18 protein-coding genes are annotated in these 16,473 nt (G+C 61.9%); 2 read left to right on the top strand and 16 right to left on the bottom strand.

All coding sequences use genetic code 11. The annotated features are described in order from the left end of the window. Positions 1-144 precede the first annotated feature (144 nt). The 13 genes from ABF859_RS11420 to ABF859_RS11360 form a co-directional block, all read right to left on the bottom strand. Positions 145-366: a DUF2274 domain-containing protein gene (locus tag ABF859_RS11420; protein ID WP_415527903.1), complete on the bottom strand. Its 222-nt coding sequence runs from the start codon at positions 364-366 to the stop codon at positions 145-147. After that, positions 363-1,556, bottom strand: coding sequence for a TrbI/VirB10 family protein (locus tag ABF859_RS11415; protein WP_415527902.1), 1,194 nt, complete (start codon positions 1,554-1,556; stop codon positions 363-365). Before ABF859_RS11415 ends, ABF859_RS11420 begins: the two co-directional genes overlap by 4 nt. Further along, positions 1,553-2,545, bottom strand: a complete 993-nt coding sequence (gene trbG / locus ABF859_RS11410; protein ID WP_415527901.1) for a P-type conjugative transfer protein TrbG — start codon at positions 2,543-2,545, stop codon at positions 1,553-1,555. Before trbG ends, ABF859_RS11415 begins: the two co-directional genes overlap by 4 nt. Then, complete coding sequence (trbF, locus tag ABF859_RS11405) at positions 2,542-3,225, bottom strand: conjugal transfer protein TrbF (protein WP_415527920.1); 684 nt, start codon at positions 3,223-3,225, stop codon at positions 2,542-2,544. The genes trbG and trbF overlap by 4 nt, the downstream gene beginning before the upstream one ends. Positions 3,226-3,230: 5 nt before the next feature. Then, the gene (trbL, locus tag ABF859_RS11400; protein WP_415527900.1) at positions 3,231-4,634 is read right to left on the bottom strand and encodes a P-type conjugative transfer protein TrbL; all 1,404 of its coding nucleotides are present in this window, start codon (positions 4,632-4,634) and stop codon (positions 3,231-3,233) included. Positions 4,635-4,639: 5 nt separating this feature from the next. After that, complete coding sequence (gene trbJ, locus ABF859_RS11395) at positions 4,640-5,422, bottom strand: P-type conjugative transfer protein TrbJ (protein WP_415527899.1); 783 nt, start codon at positions 5,420-5,422, stop codon at positions 4,640-4,642. Next, positions 5,419-7,872, bottom strand: coding sequence for a conjugal transfer protein TrbE (gene trbE, locus ABF859_RS11390; RefSeq protein ID WP_415527898.1), 2,454 nt, complete (start codon positions 7,870-7,872; stop codon positions 5,419-5,421). Before trbE ends, trbJ begins: the two co-directional genes overlap by 4 nt. A gap of 13 nt (positions 7,873-7,885) precedes the next feature. Then, complete coding sequence (locus ABF859_RS11385; protein WP_078527183.1) at positions 7,886-8,161, bottom strand: VirB3 family type IV secretion system protein; 276 nt, start codon at positions 8,159-8,161, stop codon at positions 7,886-7,888. Beyond that, positions 8,161-8,529, bottom strand: a complete 369-nt coding sequence (locus ABF859_RS11380) for a TrbC/VirB2 family protein (RefSeq protein WP_415527897.1) — start codon at positions 8,527-8,529, stop codon at positions 8,161-8,163. The genes ABF859_RS11385 and ABF859_RS11380 overlap by 1 nt, the downstream gene beginning before the upstream one ends. Further along, on the bottom strand, positions 8,526-9,482 hold the full coding sequence (trbB, locus tag ABF859_RS11375) for a P-type conjugative transfer ATPase TrbB (RefSeq protein WP_415527919.1): 957 nt from the start codon (positions 9,480-9,482) through the stop codon (positions 8,526-8,528). The genes ABF859_RS11380 and trbB overlap by 4 nt, the downstream gene beginning before the upstream one ends. A gap of 220 nt (positions 9,483-9,702) precedes the next feature. Next, a complete protein-coding gene (locus ABF859_RS11370; RefSeq protein WP_415527896.1) occupies positions 9,703-10,140 on the bottom strand; it encodes a CopG family transcriptional regulator in 438 nt (145 codons plus the stop codon). 8 nt (positions 10,141-10,148) lie between these two features. Next, on the bottom strand, positions 10,149-12,137 hold the full coding sequence (locus tag ABF859_RS11365; protein WP_415527895.1) for a conjugal transfer protein TraG: 1,989 nt from the start codon (positions 12,135-12,137) through the stop codon (positions 10,149-10,151). Positions 12,138-12,254: 117 nt separating this feature from the next. After that, the gene (locus tag ABF859_RS11360) at positions 12,255-12,551 is read right to left on the bottom strand and encodes a DUF2285 domain-containing protein (RefSeq protein ID WP_415527894.1); all 297 of its coding nucleotides are present in this window, start codon (positions 12,549-12,551) and stop codon (positions 12,255-12,257) included. Positions 12,552-12,656: 105 nt separating this feature from the next. On the opposite strand from ABF859_RS11360, the gene ABF859_RS11355 reads away from it, so the two are divergent. Both ABF859_RS11355 and ABF859_RS11350 read left to right on the top strand, forming a co-directional pair. Continuing rightward, complete coding sequence (locus ABF859_RS11355) at positions 12,657-12,941, top strand: helix-turn-helix domain-containing protein (protein WP_415527893.1); 285 nt, start codon at positions 12,657-12,659, stop codon at positions 12,939-12,941. Positions 12,942-12,990: 49 nt separating this feature from the next. After that, the gene (locus ABF859_RS11350; RefSeq protein WP_415527892.1) at positions 12,991-13,179 is read left to right on the top strand and encodes a helix-turn-helix domain-containing protein; all 189 of its coding nucleotides are present in this window, start codon (positions 12,991-12,993) and stop codon (positions 13,177-13,179) included. A gap of 23 nt (positions 13,180-13,202) precedes the next feature. Here ABF859_RS11350 and ABF859_RS11345 read toward each other — a convergent pair whose 3' ends face one another. The 3 genes from ABF859_RS11345 to ABF859_RS11335 form a co-directional block, all read right to left on the bottom strand. After that, the gene (locus tag ABF859_RS11345) at positions 13,203-13,805 is read right to left on the bottom strand and encodes a cysteine hydrolase family protein (protein WP_415527891.1); all 603 of its coding nucleotides are present in this window, start codon (positions 13,803-13,805) and stop codon (positions 13,203-13,205) included. Between the two features lie 45 nt (positions 13,806-13,850). Next, entirely contained in the window at positions 13,851-14,813 is a 963-nt protein-coding gene (locus ABF859_RS11340; RefSeq protein WP_415527890.1) for a LysR family transcriptional regulator, read from the bottom strand. Positions 14,814-14,875: 62 nt separating this feature from the next. Beyond that, positions 14,876-16,462, bottom strand: coding sequence for an acetolactate synthase large subunit (locus ABF859_RS11335; RefSeq protein ID WP_415527889.1), 1,587 nt, complete (start codon positions 16,460-16,462; stop codon positions 14,876-14,878). Positions 16,463-16,473 lie beyond the last annotated feature (11 nt).

Raw genomic sequence — 16,473 nt, 5'->3', positions numbered from 1 at the left:
ACTTTATAACCTTACGATTCGATTGCTTTTATCAAAAAAATCTTACCAAGGAATCCAGAAAATTGGCGGGGCAGACCAGACAAAAACTCCGATGACACCAGATCAGTCTCTTCTCTTGATTGTAACCAATCAGCGTCCCTTACGCTAGAGCTTCTCTCTCCGCGCCTTAGCGAAGCCCCGATCGGTGGCGATAAACCGGGTCAGCATGGGCACTATGAGACGCGTGGGATCGGTGGGCGCCTGCCTGGCTCCACGACCCAGAATCTCGGCATAGGCAACAAGATCACGGTGAAGCACGGCGGGCAGTTCCAGCGTGACCTTCACAGGCTTGTCATCATCAATCGGCCCAAGCTTCAGCTTCGTCATGGGCGAGGTTCCTTCTCTTTCCAGGGCTTGAGGGCCAGATCGCGATTCAAAACGAGCGTGAATGGCAGGCCCGGCCGGTCGGTGAGCGTCGGCTGCACGTTCAAACTGCGATCGACCAGCCGGTTGCCAACCATGGAGAAGCCGTTGCTGGCGCCGGAACGGATGGCCTGGGCCAGATTGTTTTCGCTCTGACTGGTCCCCGCCTCGGAGCCGACGCTGAGGAGCGTGGTCACCAGGGCCGCTTTGAACAACTGCCCCCAATGGTTGTTCACCTCGTCGGACAGCCCGGACTGGCCGATGGCATCGCCACCGGGGAGCTTCTCCAGCACCAGACTCTCACCATCGGGGAAGATCAGCCGCGTCCAGATGATCTGGGTACGCTGCTGTCCGAAGGAAATCCCGCTGTTATAGGCCCCGAACAGGATACTACCCTGCGGGATCAGAAGATAGCGCCCGGTCGGGCTGTCATAGACGTTCTGGGTGACATGGCCCACGATCTGGCCGGGCAGGTCGGAGCTGATTTTCGTATTCAGCGCGCCAGCGATCACCGTGCCCGCCTGGAGGACGTAGGGCGAGGCAGGCGGCGCGATGCGGTCCGGACTGGTCGTCGCGCGATCGGGCTGCCCTTCCAGAAAGGCGAGGTTTCCGGCCTGTGACCCGGCCGTGGCGGACGCCCGCCCCTGAGTGGCAGAAGCGCCCGGCGCGGGCGGGGTCGCCTGTTCGCTGGCCCGGTCACGCTCCCCCGTCTGCACAAACAGCCTGCTGGCGATCGCCGCCTCGATCTCCTGGGCAGCACGGCGATCCTCCCCGCCTGATGTAGCTTTCCCCTGCCCCTGTGCCTTCAGGATAGTGTGCCCAAGGTCACCGGGCAGTGCAGGACCGAGCTTCGGCACGCCGTTGCCGACATAGTCTGAGGGCAGCCCTGCCAACCCATCGGCGGACGGACGCACATCCGTGTCCTGGCTGGCGGCAGGCGGCGCTTTGTGGCTGCTGTTCTCCAGCGCGTAGCCGAGCGCGAGACCAATGGCGAGCATCCCTGCCCCGCCGAGCGCCCAGACCACGGTGCGGTTAAGACGCACCACGCGCGGCCGTTCCGCCCGCAGGCGCAGATCGGGAGGTGGTGATACGGAATTTCCCCCTGTGGCGGGAGCCGCAGGATTTTCGTCCACTCTCGGCGCTTGCCCGCTCATGTCCGCCGTCCGTCAGTGCGGACGATGCGCACCCTTTGCTCGGAATGCTTGTCGCCCAGCCGCAGTTCGGCGGCAGCGAACAGACGGTCCACGATCATCCAGTTCTGCCGCACCCGGTAGTTGACCAGTTCCGGACCGCCATCGGCTCCCAGCACGAACAGCGGGGGCAGTTCCCCCTGCCCTATGCCGGCAGGAAAGGCGATATAGACCTTGTGACCATCATCAAAGGCCCGGCCGGGCAGCCAGGGCGGCGTGCCACCTTTGACCGGCTGGATGGCGTAACGGAAATTCAGAGCATTCAAGTCCAGCCCCGCATCCACGGGGGCAGCATCATCGGCGGCGCTGTCCTGCCGATGCAGGGCAATCAGGTCGTCCTCGGGATAGTCCCACGACACCGATGCCATGTAAGTCGCTGGCGTGGAGCGCAGTTCCGCCAGATAGGTCCGCCGGTCGGTGTTGACGATCAGATTGGTGGTCAGGTCCGGGCGCGTCGGCTTGACCAGGATATGAATCCGTTTTGTCGCCCCTGCCCCGCTCTCAGTATCACCGATAATCCAGCGCACGGTATCACCGGCCGCGACAGGCCCGGTGCCCACCAGCTTTTCGCCCTGCTGGAGCATGATGTCGGTGATTTCGCCGGGCGAGGTATAAACCTGATAGAGGGCGCCCGGAGAATAAGGATAGACCTGCACTGCATTGATGAATCCAGCCCGTGTGGGCTGGATGCGCGCCGCCAGATTGGCCTGCGTCACGCGCGCGGTCGGATCGGCGACTTCGGGGGCCGGATGGGTGACGCGTCGTGAGGGCAGCGGCTTGAGCTGGCCCGGCAGGGGAAGTGGCTGCGGGACTTCAACAACCTGTACCGGTTTCGGCGGATCCGGCAGACGCGTGGCCTGAACAGCATCGTCGTACCGGATAACAGGCGGATGGTAATGCTGCGCGCATCCGGCCAGAGGCAGGACCAGCAGCGGGAGAGCACGACGGATCATTGGCCCAGCTCCTTCGACCAGTTGATGGCGGAGACGTAGATTCCGAGGGGATTTTTCCGAAGATGGTCGGCGTCACGCGGCGTGCGCAGAACGACCGAGACGATAGCGGTCCAGCGTTCGGTGCCGGTGAACGCGCCGTCGCGGTAATGGCGTTCGGTCCAGGCCACACGGAAGCTGCTGAGCGAAGCCCGGATCACCGAGGCGATGTCCAGTTCGACCTGCTCGTGCCCGATGCGCGAGAACGGATCATTGAGGCGGGCATAATCGTTAAGCGCCTGCGCACCGGACGTGGTGGTGAAATCATAGGCATGCAGCCAGTTCTGCCGGACCACCACCGCATCGGAGGACAGGGATCGGACGTCGTGAACGAACTGTGCCAGATACCAGGTGATCTGCGGATCAGCAGGCATGTAGCCGGACGTGGCCGGGGCCACGACCTGCGCCTCGCCCAGACGGTCCACCTGCACGACCCACGGCGTGATGGTGCCGCGCGCAGACTGCCAGACCAGCCCGCCCCCGAGCCCGGCCGAGAGGAATAGCGACCCGAACGCCATCAGCCGCCAGTTACGGGCCTGGATGCGGGCAGAGCCGATCCGTTCATCCCAGATTTGTGCGGCTTTCTGGTACGGGGTCACCGGTTCGGGCGTGGTCCCGTAGCGTGTGGTCGAGCGACGGAACATCGTCCTCATTCCTTTTCCGACAGATCAATTGAGGAAGATCCGCCCCCGCCATCGGCGGAGCGGATGACATGGGCGGCCTCGGCGGCATGGGTCGCGGCCTGCCGGCGCTTCATCTTCTGAGCCCAGCGGGGCGGTTCGCCGGAACCGCCACCATCGCCACCAGACGGACCCTCACCGGTAGGGCCGCCACCCCCTTCTCCAGCAGGACCACCGCCACCAGAAGGTGCCGGTCCGCTATCTCCGCCTTCGCCGCCCATCCCGCGTGCGGCCCAGCGTCCACCGGCGGCATAGCTTTCTTTGAGGGATGAACCGGCACGTGAGGCCGCCCCTTTGACGGCATGCGCGACATTCCCGCCGACAGCCCGGCCCATGCCTCCGACCCCGGCGACCATGCTGACCGCGCTGCCAGACGCACCTGCGGCTCCGGCCGAATAGGCGGATGTGGCTGCCCCGGCAATCGCGGCCCCTCCCCGCGCGGCAGCGGCTGTTGCGCCCAGCGCAGCGGCACCTCCGGAAATTGCGGCAGCGGGCGCGGCAACAGCGGCAGTACCCATGGCGCCAACCGCCATGCCGGTACCGACTGCCGCGCCCGCACCAAGCTGCGGAGCACCGGAGATCAGACCATTGGCGATGCTGCCGCCATAGATGGCGAGTCCGACGATCGACAGAGACGCCAGCACCACCGAGACAGCCTGGCCGATGGTCGGCACATCGCTGCCATAGGACGTCGTGAACTGGGCGAACAGAACGGACGCGATGGCGGAAATGACCGCCAGCACCATGATCTTCACACCCGAGGAGACGACATTGCCCAGCACCTTCTCGGCGAGGAAAGCCGTACGATTGAACAGCGCGAAGGGGATCAGGATGAAACCCGCCAGCGTGGTCAGCTTGAACTCAATCAGCGCTACGAAAAGCTGCACGGCGAGGATGAAAAAGGCTGCCAGCACGATCAGCCAGGACAGACACAGCACGAAGATCTGGATGAAATTCGTAAAGAAGGCGACAGGACCGAGGAGATTGTGAACAGAGTCCAGAAGCGGCTGCGCCGCCGTGAACCCCGTGGAGGCCAGACGGCCGGGCCGCAGAAAATCTCCAAGCGCCAGACTGCCACCGCCGACCTTCAGACCGAGGGCCGCAAAGCTGTCGAAGACGATCTTCGAAAGCGCATCGAAATCATTGATGACCCAGGCGAAGAACCCGATATAGAGCGTCTTCTTCACCAGACGCTGGATAATGTCCTCATCCGCCGCCCAGGCCCAGAACAGACCGGCCAGTGCGATGTCCAGCACCGACAGCGTACCTGCCAATGAAATCACATTCCCCTTCACCAGACCGAAGCCGGTATCGATGGTGGTGGTGAAGGTGTTCAGGAAAGTATCGATGACGCCGACATCATTGGTCGCCATGGCCGTCAGTTCCCGTTGCTGCCGAACATGGAGACCGAAGTCGGACTGTAGGCGTTATATTGGGAAAAATGCTTGTACTGCGCCGCACTTTCCGCCTCGACTACTGCCTGCCGCGCCCGCTCCAGATCGGCGGCCCGGCCATTGGCGGACAGGACCGCGACCACGTCCGAAAGCTGGCGGGATTGCAGGGCGAGAAGCTGGTTTCCGGCCTGTGCGGCCTGCAACGCCCCGGCCGAACTCTGACTGGCTGAAACCAGTTGGGTCATGGCGCTACTGTCAGAGGGAATGTTTCCTACCACACGCGCCTGAAGTTTCAGGGCATCCTCAAACCCACCCACGGAATTCTGCCAGCGTGTCTGTGCCTGGCTGAACAGGGCACTGTCTGACATGCCCGACGAAATTGATGTATACGCCTGCTGGTACTGCTGTTCGACCGAGGTCACCGAATAAGCGATGTTCTGCGCCTGCCCGAGCAGTGCCGTGGTCTGGGAAATTGTCGATTGCAGTGTCGACAATGTCGACAGGGGCAGCAGGGCGAGGTTCTTCGCCTGGTTGACCAGCATCTGCGCCTGATTGGCGAGAGACGTGATCTGGTTATCGATCTGCTGCAATTCCCGCGCCGCGATCAGCACGGTCTGGACATGCGCAGCCCCATCATAGACCGCCCATTGCGCGTGGGCGGGTTGCACCGAACTGACGCCGGCACCAACGGCCAGGGCCATGACGGATGCCAACAGCCCCATACGACGGAAAAGTTTTGCCCGGATGCGGAAAAGTTTTTCCGTCATGGCACGCCCTCCGATCGGCGATCGTCACGCAGAAGGTCGGCCGCCCACGCAACGCCGCGTGCTTCGAACCAAGCCGGGAGAAAGCCGTCTGGCCCGTGTTCCGCCAGCACACTGTCGATCAGCCGGTGATCGTCCTTGCCGGAGGCCGCGCACAGCGCCAGGGCAACAGGACCGAGCCCAAGTTCAAACAGCCGGTTGCCGCGCTGGGTCTGGCAGTAATACTCCCGCTTCGAGGCCGCGCGAGCGATGATGGCAATCTGCCGGTCGTTCAGGCCGAAGTCCCGATAAAGCGCCATGATCTGCGGCTCGATCGCCCGTTCATTGGGCAGGAAAATCCGCGTGGGGCAACTTTCCACCACCGCCGGCGCGATGCGGGAATTGGCGATGTCCGACAGGGACTGCGTGGCGAAGATGACGCTGGCGTTCTTCTTGCGCAGGGTTTTCAGCCACTCCCGGAGCTGGCCGGCAAAATCGCCGTCATCCAGCACCAGCCAGCCCTCATCGATGACCAGCAGGGTGGGCCGCCCGTCCAGACGGCCCTCAATGCGGTGAAACAGATAGGACAGCACGGATGATGCAGCGCCCGAGCCGATCAGGCCCTCGGTTTCGAACACCACCACGTCGGCGTCACCTACGCGCTCGCTATCAGCGTCGAGCAGGCGGCCATAAGGACCACCGAGACAGTATGGAGCCAGCGCCTGCTTCAGGGCATTAGACTGGAGGAGTGCGACCAGACCTGAGATCGTGCGTTCTGAGCTGGGCGATGACGCCAGAGAATTCAGGGCCGACCAGAGGTGAGACTTCACCTCCGGGGTCAGCGTCACCCCCTCTCCGACAAGGATCTGGCCGAGCCATTCACTGGCCCATTTTCGCTCATCGGGATCATCAATCCGCGCCAGAGGCTGGAGCGAGACATTGCCACCCTGTTCTCCCGATGGATCATCATCGGTCAAACCGCCACCGAGATCGTGCCAGTCGCCTCCCATTGCCAGCGTCGCCGCCCGCATGGAACCACCAAAATCGAAGGCGAAAATCTCCGATCCCGCATAACGGCGAAACTGGAGCGCCATCAACGCCAGCAGGACGGATTTGCCAGCACCCGTTGGTCCCGCGATCAACGTGTGGCCGACATCGCCGACATGCAGGGAAAACCGGAACGGTGTGGCACCCGCCGTCCTGCCATAGAACAACGGGGCTGCCCTGAAATGCCCGTCCTGCTCCGGCCCGGCCCATACGGCGGAGAGCGGGATCATATGCGCCAGATTCAGTGTCGAAACCGGCGGCTGGCGGACATTGGCGTAGACATGCCCTGGCAAAGATCCCAGCCATGCCTCCACGGCATTGAGGCTTTCCGCCATGCAGGTGAAATCGCGCCCCTGTATGATCTTTTCGACGAGGCGTAGTTTTTCCGCCGCTATGCTGGCACTGCCATCCCAGACCGTGATGGTCGCGGTAAGATACGCCTGTCCGACATCGTCGGCACCGAGGGACTGCAAAGCCAGATCGGCGTCGGCCGCTTTGTTGGCGGCATCATTATCCACCAGCACCGACGCCTCGTTGGTCATCACCTCCCGGACAATGGCTGCGATGCTTTTGCGCTTGGCGAACCATTGACGCCGGATTTTCGTCAGCACCTTTGTGGCGTCCGTCTTGTCCAGAAGGATGGCTCGGGTGGACCAACGATAGGGCATGGCCAGCCGGTTCAGATCGTCCAGGATTCCGGGGAAGGTCCGTGACGGGAAACCGGTGATCGTCAGGGTTTTCAGATACGCATCGCCCAGCTTTGGCTCCAGTCCGCCCGAGAGCGGCTGGTCCACCAGGAGTGCATCAAGATGCATCGGAATTTCTGGTACCCGGATCCGCTGGTTCCGGGTTGAAATAGTGGAATGCAGATAGGTCAGCGTCTCGCCGTCATTCAGCCAGGAGGCTTCGGGCATGAACCCGTCCAGCAAAGCAAGAAGCCGGTGGCTACGATCCACGAAGGCATTCAGGATGCCGTACGGGTCCGGCCCGTCGCGCTCCCTACCCTCGTAGAGAAAACGCTCGGCGCGACCTGATGATTCCGCCGGTGGCAGCCAGAGCAGGGTCAGGAAATACCGGCTCTCGAAATGCACGCCTTCATCCTCGAAGGCTTCCCGGCGCTCAAGGTCCACCATGTGCGAGGCGGCATCCGGGAAATCGCTCTCGGGATAGAGCGTGGCCGGAACGCGCTGCGCTTCCACGAACACGGCCCAGCCTGACCCCAGACGGCGCAGGGCATTGTTCAACCGCCCCGTCACACCCACCAGTTCGGCCGGTGTGGCGCTGTCCAGATCAGGGCCTCGAATTTTCGCCGTGCGCTGGAAACTGCCGTCCTTGTTCAGCACTACACCTTTCTCAACGAGCGCGGCCCAGGGCAGGAAATCAGACAGGAGGGCGGCACGACTGCGATATTCGCCAAGCGACATCATCGCCCTGCCCTCCTTAGACCCGCAACCAGGCGGGATAGCGCAGATGCCGCCGCCCCACCTCGATGAAGAAAGGATCGCGCCTGGCACCCCAGACCGCGAGCCCATGACCCACGATCCAGAATGCGGCCCCGATCAGCCACAGCCGCAGGCCAAGGGCGATCGCAGCCGCCAGCGTGCCATTAGCGATGGCGACAGCACGGGGCGCGCCACCCAGCAGGATCGGGTCGGTCAGCGAGCGATGCACCGGGACATGGAAGCCCGGCACCGCGTCATCGTCATATCCCGCCATCAGATTAGCGCTCCGCCCGAGAAGGAGAAGAACGACAGGAAGAAGCTGGACGCTGCAAAAGCGATGCTTAGTCCAAAGACAATCTGGATCAGGCGGCGGAACCCGCCGGATGTTTCCCCGAAGGCCAGGGTCAGACCCGTGACCGTGATGATGATCACCGAGATGATTTTCGCCACCGGTCCCTGCACGGATTCCAGAATCTCGTTCAGGGGCGTTTCCCACGGCATGCTGGATCCTGACGCCCATGCCGATGACGCGAAAGCAAGCGACAGCAGCATGGATATTCCGAATACACGAAGATCCGGCACATGCCGGTCAGGACGTGCGACAGCGCACACCACGGCGCGCAGACGTGAGGGCGGAATCATGATGATTCTCCATTGGCAGAGCAGGATGTTTCGGGAGAAGAGAAGCTGACCGGACGGATGCGATAGGCGCCCGTCAAGGGATCGAGGCCGTCGATTTCAGCCAGTTCGGAAAGGCGGCGGGAATTGCCACGCCCCGAAAGCACGGCGATGACGTCGATGGTTTCGGCGATCATGGCGCGTGGCACCGTGACCACCGCCTCCTGGATCAGCTGTTCGAGACGATACAGGGCGGCCAATACCGATCCGGCGTGCAGCGTGCCAATGCCGCCGGGATGGCCGGTCCCCCACGCCTTGACCAGATCGAGCGCTTCGGCTCCACGCACCTCACCGATGGGAATACGGTCTGGTCGCAGGCGGAGGCCGGAGCGGACAAGGTCAGAAAGAGTGATCACACCTTCGCGGGTCCGCAGCGCTATGAGATTGGGTGCTGTGCATTGCAGTTCGCGCGTATCTTCGATCAGCACGACGCGATCGCCGGTTTTGGCCACCTCGGCCAGCAGGGCATTGACCAGCGTGGTCTTGCCCGTACTTGTGCCGCCCGCGACGAGGATGTTTTTCCGTTCCGAGACCGCATGCCGCAGGAAATCCGCCTGGGCATCGGTCATGATTCCGGCGGCGACATAGTCATCAAGGGTGAACACGGCGACCGCGGGCTTGCGGATCGCGAAACTCGGGGCCGTCACGACGGGCGGCAGCAATCCCTCGAACCGTTCGCCGGTCGGCAATTCGGCCGAGACACGCGGGGCACCGTCATGCACCTCCGCCCCGACATGATGCGCGACCAGGCGCACGATGCGCTCAGCGTCGGCGGGTGTGATGACGTCGCCCGTGTCGGACAGGCCCTCCGACAGACGGTCGATCCACAGCCGCCCGTCCGGGTTAAGCATCACCTCGACCACGGAAGGATCGGCAAGGTGCCCTGCGATCGCCGGCCCCATCGCTGTGCGCAGCATGGAAATGCCACGTGCCTGACTTTCCGAATTATGGTGCGAAACCGCCATCTGATCCCCGCTCGAACGGGACCGGAACAGATGGCCCCCATACGGGGATGATTAAAAGAAGGCCATTTCGGCTCGATTCAACAACTATCACTCACCGTGCGGTCATCGCGTGGAAACGGCGGCGATCGGCGGGATTGACGAATCCTTGCGACAGGCCCACTCAATCTGACGTTTACTGGGGATTTTCACCTCCATTGCGCCGCGTGTCGATATCGCGCGACAGTTCCCTGAGAAACCGATCTCCAGTGGCCAGTTTTCGCCCGAGCGATTGCAGGAAACCCTCGAACCGCTCGACGCCTTTCGCCCTAGCCGATGCCTGGGCACTGTCAGGCAGTGGCGGGGTGACGGTCAGCCAGAAGCGGATGAACAGTGCCAGCGTCTCACCCATAATGGCGACGTCTTCTTCCATCCCGGCGATCTGGCGGTCGATCCTGTCCATGCGACGGGCGAACACCGCTTCCAGCCGCTCCGATGCGTCGGCAGAGAGAAAGGAGGCGACGGCGGCCTCGATCACCGCCGACTTCGAGACGTTGCGTCGCAGCGCCAGCGCTTCGACCTGCTTCAGAAGCTCGGGCTCGAAATACACATTCATGCGGGTCTTGCTCGACATGGGCATCCTCACAGATCGAGGCCGTCGGCCGGGTCCATTGTCGCCTGACGGGCGACCGAGCGGGCCTGCTGGCGGATGGCGCGCGCCTTGGCGGCATCGACATCCGGCTCGTCGTCGAGCACATCGAACTCCTGCACGCCCGGATGCTCGGGCGGCACGACGTCCTCATGCTCCGGCAATTCCGGTTCGCGGCGGATGCCGGCATTGGCGGGATCACCATCAGCGCCCGTGTTCCCACCCGGTGCTGATCCTCCTGATGGCGCCATTGTCTCCAGCGCCGACCAATCATCGGACGGAGGCGCGGACGGGCGTTGCGCTCCGGTGGCCGGGGGCGGGAGGATACGCTCCATGAACCGCGCGTCCTCGTAATAGCGCGCCTTCTTCGCGCGGACGGGGGCGACGCCCGCGACCAGCAGCAGTTCATCGGTCGGCGGAAGCTGCATCACCTCGCCGGGCGTGAGTAGAGGTCGTGCCGTCTCCTGTCGTGAGACCATGAGATGCCCGAGCCAGGGTGACAGGCGATGGCCGGCATAATTGGTGGAATCACGTATCTCGGTCGCGGTGCCGAGCGCGTCCGACACACGCCGGGCGGTACGCTCGTCGTTGGTGGCAAACGCGACGCGGACATGACAGTTGTCGAGAATGCTGTTGTTCGCGCCGTAAGCTTTTTCGATCTGGTTGAGACTCTGCGCGATCAGGAAAGATTTGATCCCATACCCCGCCATGAAGGCCAGCGCACTCTCGAAGAAATCCAGCCGACCAAGGGCGGGAAACTCATCGAGCATCAGCAGCAACTGGTGCCGATGGGCGGAGACATGCAGATCCTCCGTCAGCCGCCTGCCAATCTGGTTCAGGATCAGGCGGATCAGCGGCTTGGTGCGGGCAATGTCGGATGGCGGTACGACGAGATAGAGGCTCGCGGGCTGGCGGCCGGACACGAGATCCGCGATGCGCCAGTCGCATCGTGCCGTCACTTTTGCCACCACGGGGTCGCGATAGAGGCCCAGGAACGACATGGCGGTGGACAATACACCTGAGCGCTCGTTGTCGCTCTTGTTCAGCAGCTCGCGCGCCGAAGAGGCAATGACGGGATGCACGCCCGCCTTGCCGAGATGCGACGTGGACATCATGGCACGCAGCGTCGCCTCCATCGGCCGCTTCGGATCGGAAAGAAAATTCGCGACACCGGCCAGCGTCTTGTCCGGCTCGGCGTAAAGGACATGCAGGATCGCACCCACCAGCAGGGAGTGCGAGGTCTTCTCCCAATGGTTGCGTCGATCCAAAGCACCTTCGGGGTCGACGAGGATATCGGCGATGTTCTGGACATCGCGCACCTCCCTGTCACCACGCCGGACCTCCAGCAGCGGGTTGTAGGGCGAGGATGCCGGATCGGTCGGATCGAACAGCAGCACGCGCCCGTGGCGCGCACGAAATCCGGCGGTCAGCCCCCAGTTCTCGCCCTTGATGTCATGGACGATCGCCGAGCCCGGCCAGGTCAGCAGCGTCGGCACGACCAGCCCTATGCCTTTGCCCGAGCGGGTCGGCGCGAAACACAGCACATGCTCGGGACCGTTGTGCCGGAGATAGTCCCGATCCAGCCGGCCCAGCACCACGCCGTCGGGGTCGAGCAGCCCGGCTTCCTTCACCTCGGCAGCATCCGCCCAGCGGGCCGAGCCATATGTGGCGACGTTGCGGGCTTCCCGCGCCCGGAGGACGGACAGGCCAATGGCAACGACGATGGCGATGAGGCCGCCGGACGACGCGATATACCCGCCCGCCACGAAGATCGACGGGGCGTAGGCGTCGTAGAAATACCACCACCAGAAGAAGGCCGGCGGATCGTAAAACGGCCAGCCCGCCACCATGAACCAGGGTGCGCCAAGCTGGGGCTGAAAGCCGAGACGCCAGGCCGTCCATTCCGTGGCACTCCAGATGGCGACGAAGACGATCAGCAGAACGAGGGCGACCTGCCCCCACAGGACACGGCTTCCGGACATCGGGGCTCCAATCGGCTTGAGGAATGAAACCGATCAGAGAAGGGGCGACCCAGCGGCAGGCAATATATAATGATTCGCGATCGTACCACCGGATACCATGGCGTAGAAAAAGGACGGTCAGTGCCGGGTTGCGCGGGCGTCGATCACGGCCTGCTCGAGAATTTTCCGGTAGCCGATTTTCGTCATCCACTGCGCACGGGCGAGATGGCTTTCCCAGCAGATGCGCGTGCGCTCTGCGTCCGCCGGATCGCGATGCAGCACGATCCGCGCCACCTCCGCCCAGTCGGCCCGATCAGCCTCGGCATCGAGCAGGCGGAGATAGGTGATGAAATGCACTTCGTCGTAGGTCGTGATCTCCGGCACGGTCGGGGCCAGGTCATCGACATCGGGGTCCAGTTCGGGTCTTGCTGTCATCCGACAGCCCTCCAGCAGGATTGCAGTCAAACATATCCTAAAATGGGATAATCCTGAATCGGGATTATCGGAACAGCTCCCCTGCCCGTCGGAGAGCTGTTCCGCGTGAAGAAATCCCTGCGCACACCCCGGCAGCTTTTGCTGCAATCGCTTCTTGTCGAAGCACGTAAGACCGGGGGTATGACGCAGGCGGAACTGGCGGCCTCCCTCGGCAAGCCCCAATCCTTCGTCGCCAAATACGAGAATGGCGAGCGACGAATCGATGTCATCGAGTTCGCTGACATAACAGCCACCCTTGGCGTTTCCGGCGCCGATCTTCTCATTCGTCTCGCACCTGGCGCAGAAAAGCCCCCGCCAGAGGGCGAGGATACCACGGGTCGGGACGAATAGGAACGATCATTCCTGGAACGATCGTTCCGGCGCAGGTCTCGATGATGGCATGGATCTCAAGGAGGTCATGGCGGTCAACCTGCGTCGGATGCGTCATGACAGGGACATGACGCAAGAGGAGCTGGCCGATCGCGCCGGCCTGGTTTCGGCAAGCGTTACGATTCTGGGAAAGATTGCGGAGGCCTTGGACGTGGAACCAGGGGCGCTATTGAAAGCTGTCCTGGCCAGCCCGCGCTGACCGGCTGAGGGGGAAAAACGCCCTCAGTCCTTCCACACGGTGCTGTCCTTCACGACGACGGCGAACATATCCGCCAGCTCGGCCAGCGCAACGCGGCGCACGGTTTCGGCCGCGATCGTTCCACCCAGCGGATCAGCGACATCACGTGCGGCAATGGCGTCCGCCACAAGGGTTACGCGCAGACCGTATTCCTCCGCCGCCGCGCGGGCCGTGGTGGACACGCAGACACCCACCGTATCCCCGGCAATGATGACCTCATTCCGACCTGTCTCCTTGATCCGGTCCGCGAGCCCGGTGCCGATAAACGCATTCGCATGGGTCTTGAACAGAACCGTCTCCCCTTCGCGGGGCGTCACCTGGGGCAGGAAATCGCGATACGGACTATCGCTGGCGAAGGCGGGAGCGCCTGGTCCTGCGTCATGGGCGATATGGATGACTGGCACGCCCTCGCGCCGCGCGAGATCGAGCAGCCGTCCTGCCTCATCCGCCGCCGCATCGACATTGGTAAGCGGCACCCGTCCGTCGCGATATTCGCGCTGGATGTCGATCAGGATCAGTACCGACCGGTCGAGCGGTGACGGGCTGTCGTCGAGACCGTAGATCTGACGGAAGGTTTCAAGGGTCATTGGGATTTTCCTCCTGATAACAGGCTGTATCGACAGGCCGACGCTTCATAAAGGTGCGCCGCCAGTTTCGTGCTGTCCCGGTGCTTTGGCTGAAAACGAGGATGACATGGTTTGACCCCGCATGGTCAAATCGTCCAGACGACTCATATGCGTGGCGAGATCCAGAAAATTCCGCAGCGCGGGGCTACGGTTCTGGGGCGACCAGACGGCGCTGAACCGGGCCTGTTCCTTCTCGTCGTAGATCGGACGGAAAACGATGCCGGGGAATGGCACATGACCCCCTGCTTCGTGGGTTAGCGTGATCCCCTCTCCTGCGGCAACCATGTGCATCAACGTATCCCGCCCGACATCGAGCCGCTGGAGGCGCGGCGATCGTCCATGTTCGGCCACGCGCCGGACGATATGTTCGAAAACCTGCGGCCCGGCGCCACTCGACCGGACAAGGAAGTTTTCCGTGAGGAGATCTGCCCAGCCGAGGGATTCCAGATCTGCGAGCGGATGCGCGGTAGGAAGAGCAATCACCAGGGCCTCGCTCCAGAGGTGCCGACTATGGCAGTCAGGCACATTGGAGACATTGATGATAAAAGCCACATCGAGCGTGCCGTCGCGTATCATGGCGAGAGTATGTAACGACGGTCCTTCGATGATGCTCTGCTCGATTGCCGGGTGGGCTGCGCTGTAGCGCCGACGCAAATCGGCGAGAAACCCTGTCGCGATCGAGCCGTTCAGCCCAATCGCGAGGCGACCCACTGTACCATCGGAAACGGCACCAGCCGTTCTGACGGCATGGTCGATCTGCTCGATACCTGCCGACACCTCAGTGACGAAACGGCGCCCGGCCTCGGTCAGCCGGACGCCGCGATGACGCCGTTCGAACAGGACGATGCCAAGCGTCTCTTCCAGCGCCTTGATCCGAGCACTAACGCTCGATTGCGCGACCCCGAGTGCACCGGCAGCATGGCGAAAATTCAGATGTTGTGCAACCGAGAGGAGCTGGATAAGCGTCATAAGCGGGATGCGTCCGCCTGCAATTCCTGTCACGTCGGAAATATGGCGTATCCGACGCATTATTAAATCACAGCCTCAATGAGGAAGGGACCACGTTTCAGAAAAACCGATGACAATACATCATAAAATTCCTTAACAGTATCAACGCTGACAGCCTCAACCCCCATACCTTGGGCCAAGTTCACCCAATTTATTTCTGGATTTCGCAAGTCAAACAACGAACGCGCCCGCAGCCCGGCAGTCGCTACCCCAACTCGTTCCAACTCCTGATTCAGAACAGAGTAAGATCTGTTTGCGAAAATAATCGTAATTACATCGAGCTTTTCACGGGCCTGCGTCCATAGTGCTTGTAGGGTATACATACCGCTACCATCACCTTCTAGACAAACAACTTTGCGCTCGGGGGCCGCAACCGCAGCGCCAGTACCGAGCGGAAGAATGCCACCTATCGAACCCCCAGTAAGGTTCAAATGATCATGTGGTGCTGCTGTAGCAAGCAAGTCATAGTTAGGGAAAGTAGAGGTCAGCCCCTCATCAGCTACAATAGAATTCTCGGGCAATAGACACGCGACAATCTGTACGACAGCTTCTGCGGTTAAGATATCATCCTCTGGCAACGTAAAGTTACTCTGGGAACCAATTAATCTTACTTCCGGAGCCCCCAATGCGTTAGCTAGCATTTCAACGGCTTCCGATCCGGCTTCATGAGGATAGGAGAGTGTTAAAATCGTGCATGTTTCCGGCGTGAGCCAACTCGGCTTGCCAGGATAGGCAAAGAAAGCAACTGGCGGTTGAGCTCCTACTAAAATTAAAGTCTCGAAAGCACACAACTGCTGCACAACCTCATCCGCGCGATACTGGAGACGCTCTACCGGAATCCGCCCAACACCTCGTTCAATACGAGGCGCGAAGGTATCGCAGAACAACCTGGCGTGTGTCTGCGCAGCAATACGCCCGGCCGCTCTCAGTCCTGCTCCTGTTAGGGCAGCGCCACGGAGCAAAATAGCTGTTTTTCGTCCACTCCGTAAGGCCGCGACACATTGATCTATTGCCGCAGCAGAAACATCGCTGGCCCCAGAAACAGGCAGCGGGCCGGACGCGCGTTCCCCAGGCAGCCACGCGGTATCTGCTGGCAAAATAAGCGTTGCTATTTGTCCAGGTGCTGCTCTGGCTGCCTGCACCGCGCGAGCAGCATCCGCAGGGACTGTTCGAGCACTTTGTGACGTATGTACCCAATCGGATACAGGACGCGCAAACCCTGCGACATCTGAGGTTAATGGCGCATCGAATTGCAGGTGATAAGAAGCATGATTTCCGACGATATTGACCATGGGTACGGAAGCACGTTTCGCGTTGTGAAGGTTAGCAAGACCATTACCTAGACCTGGCCCAAGATGTAAAAGAGTAGACGCGGGCTTTCCTGCTATCCGGGCATAACCGTCCGCTGCCCCGGTAGCGACGCCCTCGAAAAGGCATAGGATCGGTCGAATGCCATTGATTTTATCAAGCGCAGCGACGAAGTGCATCTCCGACGTTCCTGGATTGGCAAAGCAAACATCAATGCCACTTGCAGCAAGGCTAGAGACGAGAGTTTCTGCCCCAGTGGGGAAGCGCGACTTTGCGTGAGCCATCGGAATCACTTCATTCATATTTTTGCCGC

Source organism: Gluconobacter sp. (genome assembly GCF_047722525.1).
Taxonomy (GTDB): Bacteria; Pseudomonadota; Alphaproteobacteria; order Acetobacterales; family Acetobacteraceae; genus Gluconobacter.
This window is presented reverse-complemented; position numbering and strand designations above follow the sequence as displayed.